The organism is Phormidesmis sp. 146-33 (genome assembly GCF_052939515.1).
Window position 1 is genome coordinate 1 of sequence record NZ_JBJPHU010000173.1, and the last position, 10,350, is coordinate 10,350.

At 49.5% G+C, this 10,350-nt stretch carries 10 protein-coding genes and 1 pseudogene; 6 read left to right on the plus strand and 5 right to left on the minus strand.

Annotation, left to right across the window (positions count from 1 at the left end; genetic code table 11):
- Positions 1-119: 119 nt before the first annotated feature.
- On the minus strand, positions 120-2,729 hold the full coding sequence (gene acnB, locus ACJ2PR_RS33400) for a bifunctional aconitate hydratase 2/2-methylisocitrate dehydratase (protein ID WP_446880275.1): 2,610 nt from the start codon (positions 2,727-2,729) through the stop codon (positions 120-122).
- A gap of 164 nt (positions 2,730-2,893) precedes the next feature.
- On the opposite strand from acnB, the gene ACJ2PR_RS33405 reads away from it, so the two are divergent.
- Entirely contained in the window at positions 2,894-3,070 is a 177-nt protein-coding gene (locus ACJ2PR_RS33405; protein ID WP_446880276.1) for a type II toxin-antitoxin system HicB family antitoxin, read from the plus strand.
- A 47-nt stretch (positions 3,071-3,117) separates the two neighbouring features.
- Here the strand turns inward: ACJ2PR_RS33405 and ACJ2PR_RS33410 are convergent, their stop codons facing one another.
- A complete protein-coding gene (locus ACJ2PR_RS33410) occupies positions 3,118-3,492 on the minus strand; it encodes a hypothetical protein (protein ID WP_446880277.1) in 375 nt (124 codons plus the stop codon).
- Between the two features lie 161 nt (positions 3,493-3,653).
- On the opposite strand from ACJ2PR_RS33410, the gene ACJ2PR_RS33415 reads away from it, so the two are divergent.
- The 5 genes from ACJ2PR_RS33415 (at position 3,654) to ACJ2PR_RS33435 (ending at position 8,344) form a co-directional block, all read left to right on the plus strand.
- Positions 3,654-4,058 (plus strand): hypothetical protein, encoded by a 405-nt coding sequence (locus tag ACJ2PR_RS33415; RefSeq protein WP_446880278.1) that lies wholly within the window; start codon positions 3,654-3,656, stop codon positions 4,056-4,058.
- 88 nt (positions 4,059-4,146) lie between these two features.
- Positions 4,147-5,112: a hormogonium polysaccharide biosynthesis glycosyltransferase HpsE gene (gene hpsE / locus ACJ2PR_RS33420; protein ID WP_446880279.1), complete on the plus strand. Its 966-nt coding sequence runs from the start codon at positions 4,147-4,149 to the stop codon at positions 5,110-5,112.
- 71 nt (positions 5,113-5,183) lie between these two features.
- Positions 5,184-6,185 carry a hormogonium polysaccharide biosynthesis glycosyltransferase HpsE gene (gene hpsE, locus ACJ2PR_RS33425; RefSeq protein WP_446880280.1) on the plus strand — a complete coding sequence of 334 codons (1,002 nt, stop codon included), beginning with the start codon at positions 5,184-5,186 and terminating at the stop codon, positions 6,183-6,185.
- A complete protein-coding gene (locus tag ACJ2PR_RS33430; RefSeq protein ID WP_446880281.1) occupies positions 6,151-7,266 on the plus strand; it encodes a glycosyltransferase family 4 protein in 1,116 nt (371 codons plus the stop codon). The genes hpsE (ACJ2PR_RS33425) and ACJ2PR_RS33430 overlap by 35 nt, the downstream gene beginning before the upstream one ends.
- Before the next feature lie 178 nt (positions 7,267-7,444).
- Complete coding sequence (locus ACJ2PR_RS33435) at positions 7,445-8,344, plus strand: hypothetical protein (protein ID WP_446880282.1); 900 nt, start codon at positions 7,445-7,447, stop codon at positions 8,342-8,344.
- A gap of 327 nt (positions 8,345-8,671) precedes the next feature.
- On the opposite strand, the gene ACJ2PR_RS33440 is transcribed toward ACJ2PR_RS33435, so the two are convergent.
- The 3 genes and pseudogenes from ACJ2PR_RS33440 to ACJ2PR_RS33450 all read right to left on the minus strand — a co-directional run.
- Complete coding sequence (locus tag ACJ2PR_RS33440) at positions 8,672-8,869, minus strand: NblA/ycf18 family protein (protein WP_446860585.1); 198 nt, start codon at positions 8,867-8,869, stop codon at positions 8,672-8,674.
- Between the two features lie 416 nt (positions 8,870-9,285).
- Positions 9,286-10,032: a Stp1/IreP family PP2C-type Ser/Thr phosphatase gene (locus ACJ2PR_RS33445; protein WP_446860584.1), complete on the minus strand. Its 747-nt coding sequence runs from the start codon at positions 10,030-10,032 to the stop codon at positions 9,286-9,288.
- A 30-nt stretch (positions 10,033-10,062) separates the two neighbouring features.
- Positions 10,063-10,350, minus strand: a pseudogene (locus tag ACJ2PR_RS33450) (AarF/ABC1/UbiB kinase family protein); the annotation flags it as partial.

Consider the following 10,350-nt stretch of genomic DNA (forward strand, 5'->3'; position numbering starts at 1 on the left):
ATTTAGGGGGCTGAAGCCGCCTGAAACGAAGCGATAACGACTTGTGTGTACACGGTAGCCTAACTAATGAGGGGTTGGGGGAGGTTGAAGATTTGTCGCATCTACAAATTAAATCGACACTATCTCCCGGCGGCGATCGGCAGTCCCAAAATGTCCTCAATGCGGGGCATCTCTTCTAGCGGAATCACGCGGCCTTCGTCGTCAAATCCGGCGATCTGATCGAAATTGAGGTAGCGATACAAATCATCGGCAAAGGGATTGATCTTCTTCGACACGACTTCCAGATATTCCTCAATGGTGGGAATGTGACCCAACAACGCGCAGGCGGCGGCCAGTTCAGCAGAGCCGAGGTAGACTTGTGCGCCTTTGCCCATGCGGTTATTGAAGTTGCGCGTCGAGGTTGAGAAAACAGTTGTGTTGTCGGCGACTCGTGCCTGATTGCCCATACACAGGGAACATCCGGGCATCTCGGTTCTGGCTCCCGCCGCTCCAAAAATGCCGTAAATGCCTTCTTCTTTAAGCTGCTTTTCGTCCATGCGAGTGGGGGGACAAATCCACAGACGACCCATCACCGGGGGCGCACCTTCTAGCACTTTGGCGGTGGCTCGATAGTGACCAATATTCGTCATGCAGGAGCCGATGAAAATTTCGTCGATTTTGTCTCCAGCGACTTCAGATAGCAGCTTGATGTTATCGGGGTCATTGGGTGCGGCAACGATCGGTTCCTTGATCTGATTCAAATCAATCTCGATGATTTCGGTGTATTCCGCATCGGGGTCGGCTTCGAGTAAGACAGGGTTAGCCAGCCACGCTTCCATTTGGGCGACGCGGCGCATAATCGTTCTGGCATCTTGATAGCCACGGGCGACCATATTGGTTAAGAGGGCAACGTTCGATCGCAGATATTCTGAAACCGTTTCGATGCTGAGTTTGATCGTGCAGCCCGCACAAGAACGCTCGGCAGTGGCATCGGTGAGTTCAAATGCTTGCTCGACTTTGAGATCAGGGAGTCCTTCGATCTCCATAATTTTGCCAGCAAAGATGTTTTGCTTATTTTCTTTGCCCACCGTCAGCAAACCCTTCTGAATCGCCACATAGGGAATCGCATTCACCAAATCTCGCAGCGTGATCCCTGGCTGCATTTCACCTTTGAAGCGAACCAAAACCGATTCGGGCATGTCGAGAGGCATCACGCCGATCGCCGCCGCAAATGCCACCAGTCCCGATCCTGCCGGAAAGGAAATCCCCAACGGAAACCGCGTATGAGAATCGCCGCCCGTCCCCACTGTGTCAGGCATCAGCATCCGATTGAGCCAGGAATGTATGATGCCGTCTCCGGGACGCAACGCCACACCGCCTCTGGATGAGATGAAATCAGGCAGTTCGTGATGAGTGGTGATATCGACGGGTTTTGGGTAAGCGGCCGTGTGACAGAAGCTTTGCATGACGAGATCAGCACTGAATCCCAGACAGGCCAATTCTTTTAATTCATCGCGGGTCATGGGGCCAGTCGTATCTTGAGATCCCACTGTTGTCATTGCAGGTTCGCACGACGCTCCGGGACGCACGCCTGGTAAACCACACGCTTTGCCGACCATTTTTTGAGCCAGCGTGAAGCCTTTCCCGGTATCAACAGGCAGTTGGGGACGCACAAACAAATCGCTGGGAGACAGCCCCATTGCCAGCCGAGTTTTGTCAGTGAGTGCACGTCCAATGATTAGAGGAATTCGCCCACCTGCTCGAACTTCATCGGCGATCGCATCCGGCTGCAAACCAAACGTCGCCAACACCGTTCCCGATTCATCAGTCACCTGACCTTTGTAGGGGTGGATCGTGATCACCATGCCCGTTTCCATCTGAGTCACGTCACATTGAATCGGCAAGGCTCCCGAATCTTCTGCTGTATTGAAAAAGATAGGAGCGATCGTCCCGCCCAAAATATATCCACCCGTCCGCTTGTTGGGCACGAAGGGAATATCCTGTCCGATGTGCCACAGCACCGAGTTGATCGCCGACTTGCGCGAAGAACCCGTTCCCACAACATCGCCCACGTAAGCGATCGGGTAGCCCGTTTTCTTTAATTCGACCAGCGTTTGCAGACTGCCAGGTAGCCGCGTTTCGAGCATGGCCAGCGCGTGAAGCGGAATGTCGGGGCGAGTGGTGGCATGAGTCGCGGGAGACAAATCGTCGGTGTTGGTTTCTCCGGGCACTTTGAAGACGACGACTTTGATTTCATCTGCGAGCGCGGGACGGTGGGTAAACCAGTCGGCATCTGCCCAGGCTTGCAGGACTCGTTTGGCAAACGCATTCGTCTCAGCCAACGTCTGAACATCGTGAAACGCATCAAAAATCAAGAGCGTCTTACTCAAAGCGGCAACGGCTTCATTAGCCAGATCTGCGTCGTCTGAGGACAGCAGTTCGATCAGCGAGTGAACGTTATAGCCGCCCATCATCGTGCCCAACAAAAACACGGCCTCTTTGGGAGAAATCAAAGGACTGGCGATCGCCCCTTTTGCAATCCCCGTGAGAAATCCCGCTTTGACATAAGCAGCCTGATCCACGCCCGGAGGAACGCGATCGCGCAGCATGGACAACAGCGCTTCTTCTTCGCCCGTCGGAGGATTTTTTAACAGGTCACACAGTTCAGAGGTTTGTTGAGCGGTCAACGGCAGCGGAGGAATGCCCAAAGCAGCGCGTTCGGCTACGTGGTGGCGGTAGGATTCAAGCATGTGAAGTTTCTCTTAACGATCGGCATTCAACGATTTTGCGGCGTTTGGTCGATTAGTTCAACTTTATCGAGGAATTTTGCCAGGTTTCGTCTCTTATTTCAGTATGAAGAGTTTCTTTCTGAGTTGACAGGCGTGCCATCGACTCCTAACATCGGGTCTTTGTCATGAACTATCCGATCGTGATTTATCCCAGTGGTGAGGGTGGCTATGTAGCTGAAATTCCAGCGCTGAAAGGATGTTTGGCTCAAGGCGAAACTTTGCCCGAAACTTTGGCAGAAACTTTGGCAGAACTAGAGATTGCCGCAAAACTCTGGATTGAAACCGCAGAACAATGTGGATAACCCTTGCCAAATGTTGGGGGTGCCATTGAAAAGGTGAAAGCGTTGAGCTACAGGTAGCATTTACAGAACCTTTTCAATGAGTCTTGCCATTGGGGAAGTTGTTTGGCTTTGATTTCTGTAAATTCTGCATCAATGATGTGGCGGGCTTGCTGTTTGTCTTGTACGAAGGATCTTTCAAATCGAATGCCCGATCGCAGGTTCTGTCGTAACGATCGTAAGTTCTGTCGTAACGATCGCAGGTTCTGTCGTAACGATCGTAAGTTCTGTTCTAACGATCGCAGGCTTTGTCGTAACGATCGCAGGTTTTGTTCTAACGATCGTAAGTTCTGTTCTAACGATCGCAGGCTCTGTCGTAACGAATGCGGTTTCTTTGCAAAGCGCCCAACTTTGTCTGCGAGAAAATCAAGAGAGCTTGGAGGCACGATCGCTCAAGAAGTGAGTTAAGAAGACTTTAAGACGAGAACAGACGAAACCCCAGTTTTCACAAAGCTTTCGGCTCAAGAGCAACAAACTTCCTGGGAAAGTTAGTTATTTTGCAACAAGCGGAAATCTATCTCAGGGTATACTTTCTGGAATCGTAATTTTGCTACCGAAAGTCCCTTGTGAGTTAGACATCGTGCAACAAAAAATTAGCTATCTCGAACTCGAACAAGACATCAGCAGACTGACCAGCGCCTTCGCAACCCGCAACACCTGCATCGGCAAAGAAATCATCGCCAACCTGCGAAGCCACCTCACCCTTCGAGATGTCGCCGGAATCGTCCTCGTCAGCCTCGAACGCCTGATCCACACAGACCCCCTCGCCTTCTGTTGGGCGGTCGAAAACACCGTTCCGGGCTACGTGATGCGAGAAATCCGCCGTATTACCTCCATGACTCTCTACAAAAGACTAATCGACAAAGGATTAACTCCCGGAAACGACTTCAGCATGAATGAAAAAGGAGGAGTCCTACTGAACGATCGCGCCAAATTAACCCTATTCAAATAACACCCCTCCAAAGGCTGATAGAAAATCCTTAGCCTGGGCAAATTATAGGTGAGACGCGCTTGTCTTTTGTAGTCTTTACCTAAGAGCCATGCTGGATATCACTGTAGCCATCCGTGTTTACAACGGTGCTGCTCGTCTATCGCCAATGCTAGACCGACTGCGATCGCAAATCCAACTCGAATCCGTCAGTTGGGAAGTTTTGATCGTAGACAACAACAGCACCGACAACACGGCGGATGTAGTTCGTGATTACCAAGACGATTGGCTGCCCCAATGCCAACTCCGATACGTGTTTGAACCGCAACAGGGAGCAGCGATCGCCCGCCGTCGAGCTATTCACGAAGCCAACGGGCAGATCATTGCTTTTCTGGACGACGACAATCTGCCCACTCCCAATTGGGTTGCGGCCGCCCACACATTTGCTCAGACTCACCCCAACGCAGGCGCTTACGGAAGCCGCATTCTCCCAGAGTACGAAGTCGAGCCGCCGCAAAACTTTCAGCGCATCTCCCATTACCTGCCCACAATGGAGCGCAAAAAAACCTTTCGCTACGACTCCTACAAAAGAGGCTTACCCGTCGGGGCGGGGTTGGTGATTCGCAAGCAGGTCTGGCTGGATTGGGTGACAGATCAGATCGTTCAGGGCCCCGTCGGCAAAGGCTTTTCGCTCAAAGGTGAAGAGACAGAAGCGCTGTCTTATATTAAGCAGTCCTCCTGGGAAATCTGGTACAACCCGGAGATGACGATCGTTCACAAAATTCCCAGGTGGCGGCTAGAAAGAGATTATTTAGTCAACTTCTTTCGTGTCATCGGACTCAGCCAGCATCGGTTTCGCATGTTGAGATTTCAGCCCTGGCAGCGACCCTTCATGTTTCCCTTACTGCTGCTCAACGACCTTCGCAAGATTGCGCTACATTTCATTCAACATCGCCGCACCCTTAAATCCGACCTTGTTGCTACCTGTGAAATGGAGTTTTTTGTGGGCAGACTGTTCAGCCCCTTTCATATTTGGAAGAACCTCTACGAAAAGCGGAAACAAGCCCATTCAAGTTGAAGTTCCAAGTTGAAGTTCAGGGACAGGGCACTCTACCGTTTTGCAAGTACTGACATTAAATTAGAACTCCTATGAAGTCACTCGATCTCAGTGTTGCGATTTGTACCTACAACGGTGCCGATCGATTGCCTAAAGTATTAGAACGATTGCGATCGCAAGTCAACACCGAGAACATTGCCTGGGAAATCATTATTGTCGATAACAACAGCAGCGATCGTACTTCAGAAGTCGTTAAAACTTATCAAAAAGATTGGCCTCAGCCCGATTCTATTCACTACCTTTTTGAAGGAAAACAAGGAGCCGCTTTTGCAAGACAGACGGCGATTCAAAATGCAAATAGCTCACTCATCTGTTTGCTGGATGACGATAATCTTCCTGACGAAAATTGGATCTCTGCTGCCTACAAATTTGCTCAAGAACATCCCAAAGCGGGAGCTTTCAACGGTCAAATTCATGGAAAGTTTGAAGTCGAGCCGCCCGAAGAATTCAAACGACTGTCTACCTATTTAGCGATTATCGAACGTGGTTCAAAACCTCACATATACACACCCAAACGGCGAGTCCTTCCTCCGACCGCAGGTTTAGTGATTCGTCGAGAAGCCTGGTTAAATGCCGTCCCCCAGCAGCAATTTCTGGTTGGTAGAACGGCTGACTCGATGTTAGCCAGTGAGGATATCGAGGCGGTTGCTCATGTTCAGATGCAAGGTTGGGAGATCTGGTACAACCCTGAAATGCACCTTTATCACCAGATTCCAGAATGGCGCTTGGGGCGAGACTATTTGATCAAGCTAGTGCGCGGGGTAGGATTGGCAAAACATCACATTCGGATGATTCGGCTTAAAAATTGGCAGCGCCCGATCGCTTTCCCGGTGTTTTTAGTCAATGACTTGATCAAACTTACAAGGCACTCCATTCAATATAGAAAAGTCATTAAAACCGACCTGTTTGCCGCTTGCGAATTGGAATTACTTAAAAGCAGCGTAGCCAGCCCCTTCTATTTATGGAACCATCGCTTAAATCTTAAAAGAAATGTAAGTTATGATACTGATTCAACACAATCACGTCCAGGATGAAATTGCTGGCGTTCTCACCTACATCAACTCCATCGCTCCAGAATTTCACAAAAGAGGAATCGAGACACAGGTTATCTCAACCAAAGAGACTTCTGTTCGAGATTGGCTAACTGCGATCGCTCAAGCTGATGTCGTTCATATGAATTCTAATCATTTAGCTTTTGCAATCCTATGTAAACTCTTGGGCAAGAAGATTATCCTCAAATATCACTATCTTTTTTATCTATCAATTCATGATCACTATGAGCCAATGTCTTTATTACAACGGCTCAAAACAGAATTCATTTACTCATTGCCCAAACGCAACTATCCCCTCAAGTGGAAGCTCCACACCTTTATAAAATTAGCCAGACTTATAACTCGATTTTCTACAACCCTGGTCAGCGATCGTCAGGCAGCCTGTAGTCAGTTTCTCGCCGAGTCTCACAGCTTTCCCTGGAAAGTTCACACTTTATATAATCCGATTAATATTCCTAGAAACCAGCCTGAAAAGACGATCGATACTTTCTCTAAACCTTATTCATTTGTTTATGTCGGTCGCTTGTACAACGACAAAGGCGTTGATCTTTTGCTTAAGGCCACTAAAATTCTTCGCACTCAAAATCATCCCTTTAAAGTTTTGATCATTGGTGATGGAAATCAGGCGAAAGACCTGAAAGACCTTGCTGACAAATTAGAAATTTCGGACTGCGTAAAATTTTTAGGCAACTATTCTCAACCGGACATTTTGCCCATTGTGCGATCGTCTCTGGCTCTGATTGCCCCCTCTCGCTGGCAAGAACCCGCAGGCTACGTCACTCTAGAGGCATCCAGCGTTCAGACTTGCTCGATCGTCGCCAACGTGGGCGGTCTACCCGAAATGGCAGGGACAAATAATCTGCTGTTTGAGGCAGAAAACATTCAAGAACTCGCTGCTGCGATGCAAGGATGCTTGGAGAATCCCCAGGCAGCGATCGATCGAGGCAAAAGTGCCTATCAATACGTGAGTGAACGGTTTTCTCCTGTCAGCGTCGTCGATCAATTCCTGATGATTTATCAAGAAATCGGTCAAGCTGCAATCATACAAGATTCAAAAACTTAACGATTCAAAAACTTCAAATTGGTACTCAGACAGTCAACTCACAACCCATTCTTTTCCCCTCTTTTTAAGCGGGTTAGGGAGGATCAGAAGGCGTGCAGCTTTATGAAGGATTGGTATCAGTTCAGATTGTATTGAATTCAAGAATCGCTATAATCCTCTCAGTGCTAGAGAAGAATATATGCGGCCCCTTCGGATTCTTTTACAGACGACGATTCCCACGACAGCAGACGACTGGAGCATTGCCCGATTCTCTTTGCTGCACCAGTATTTAGAATCGCTCACTGATAATGGCAATCCTCTCTGCGAAGTCGTGTCTCGCGATCGTGAATCTGATTCCCAGGGCGACGATCCCATTTTGAGTACGCTGGAGCGCTCACCCTTTGACCAACTCTGGCTCTTCGCGGTCGATGTCGGCGATGGCATTACCGAAAAAGATTGTGCTGGAATTACTGCGTTTCGGCAACGGGGCGGCGGCATTCTGGCAACGAGAGATCACATGGATTTAGGCTGCTCGATCTGCTCGCTGGCTGGCATCGGCGCAACCCACTTCTTTCACAGCAAAAATCCTGATCCGGACGCAACTCGCCATTGTATTGACGATCCTTACACCACCTATATCTCTTACCCCAACTACCACTCAGGACGCAACGGCGATTATCAGGCGATTACCCGCTTATCCCCCGTTCATGATCTCCTTCAAAATCCCCAATCTCCCTCTGGATACATTGATTTCTTTCCGTCCCACCCCCACGAAGGAGCCGTTGGCGTAACTGCCCAGACTCCCAACGCACAGGTGATCGCTACTGGGAAAAGCTTAGTGACCGGGCGCGAGTTTAATCTAGCAGTTGCCTTAGAGCGTGAGATAGATGAACTGGGCCATCATTTGGGACGAGCGATCGCTCAATCCACCTTTCATCACTTCTGCGACTACAACTGGGATGCTCAAATGGGCTGTCCTAGCTTTGTCGATGAGCCACCCGGCAATACGATGAGTGAACCGAGAGCGATCGCCGACATTCATGCCTACGTGCGAAATCTGGTACTCTGGCTGGCACCGGATAGCAGTGTGTCTAGCTAGTTAAAGATTCTAAACGCAGAAACCAGAAGGTCTACCCGCTTCTAATTCATCAATGCGCTTTATTTAGAGCAGGCAGTCACGGTACTTAAAGCGTGTGACTGTAAAACAATGGAGAAAAGTTTGGTATCAGATCAAAGCTTTGCAAATCTGTCTCTTGAGAGCGCCCTCAGACAAGGCGGCTCACAGCAGGCATCGTTTAAGCTTAGATACTCGTTTAGATTCAAGTACTGAGTCAGTTGGTTCTCGGATGAACGCCCCACACACCAGCTTCTTTCCACATCAGAACAAAGCAAGAGATCGAGGTCGCCCATGCAGCGAGAAGTGAAGCTACGGCATCTGTGGGCCAGGCTCTAGACCCCATTGATGCTTGAGGAAGTGACGATACATGGTTTCGCGCATCAACATTTGCTCATACAGCTTGACGAGGAAGTCTTGGGCTTGTTCGCGGCTCATCTTCTCGACTTGCGTTTCAAATGATCGAATGTTGAATCTTTGTTCCAGCGACAGTTCTACGGGTTGGTTCATGACAGGCTCCAATGTAAGAGAGTAGGTTGATCAGAGAATCTTTGACTTGGGATTGTCAAGGGTAGATTCTCGACGAACTCGGTTGATTCCTCAAAGATACCCAAATCAGAAAGCGAATCACTAATCCGTTATTACAAAAGATAACAAGTGTTTGACAAAGTGACCATACTCCACTTGGCTGAGTTTTGGGAGGATAACCGTACACCTTGAGTCAGGTAAGCAAGCAAAAGGCGGTCTTAGCTCCCTTCGATGTGGCAAAACATGAATAGGAAAAGTGGACGCACGCATTGCTGAAAAGCTTACTCCACAAAGGCTTTGTCAAATTGAATTCACGAAAGTCAATCGTCAATTGCCCACAAAATCAAGCAACAACAAGAACTTACCTTGCCTGTTGCTCTGCGTCTGTGTTGATTGAGTCATTCTTTGTCGCTACGGCTCAGACCATCGATCGTCACGATCACCACGGTAATATTGTCTCGTCCACCGTGATCTTTGGCCGCATTGATCAGAGCCGCCGCTGCTTTCTCACAAGCCCGAATCGATTTAAGCTGATTGGCAATCAACTGGTCAGAAAGCTCCTCGGTCAGTCCATCACTACAGAGTAGGAGACGATCACCCGGCTGCACCGCTAAAGATCCGATCTCAATCTGGCGCAAATCTTCTCGACCCAGACATTGGGCTAAGACGTGTCTCAACGGATGGCTTCTCGCTTGATCCGGCGTAATCTCACCCAGACGCATCGCCCGTGCCACCCAGGTGTGATCTTCTGTGATTTGTTCTAGCTTTGCGCCCCGCAGACGATATAGCCGCGAATCTCCAATATGGGCGCATATCGGCTGGTCATCTCGAAAAATAACGACCACCGCCGTCGTCCCCATGTCCGATCGCTCTGGGTTTTGCCGCTGGTCTTCAAGAATGGCGTAGTTGGCCTCCAGCAGAGCTTTTTCTAGAAGATCTTGAGAGGAGGTTGTCGAAGTCCAGTGAGTGTCTAGATAAGCTCGAATCGCTTCAGTAGCTAGACGGCTCGCTTCTTGCCCACCTGCATGACCCCCCATCCCATCTGCCACCACAAAAAAGTGCCCCGCTGGGTCAATGTAGTAAGCATCTTGGTTAACAGACCGAACGAGGCCCGTATCCGTCATCCCTGTAAAAAGGAGTTTCATAGCGAGGAGAAGGGTGGAAAGACTTGGGAGCTAAGGCAGACGCTCGTAGCGATCGAGCCGGACGAGTAGCCGAATCAGAACGATCGCGCTTACAACCGCCGCCCCTGCCATCGCCGCCGCGATCCACGGGAAGTTGTTAACAAATAAAATCGTAGCCGACAATGTAAAGGCGCAGGTCAGCAGGGTGTAGTTTGTCCCCATATTAACCCCACTCATCCGCCGCAGAATGCGATCGGTCTCTGTAGAGCGAACCCGCACTCGAATATCGCCCCGCTCTAGCTTGTCGAGGGTGTCTTCGATGCGACGGGGCAGCCCAAA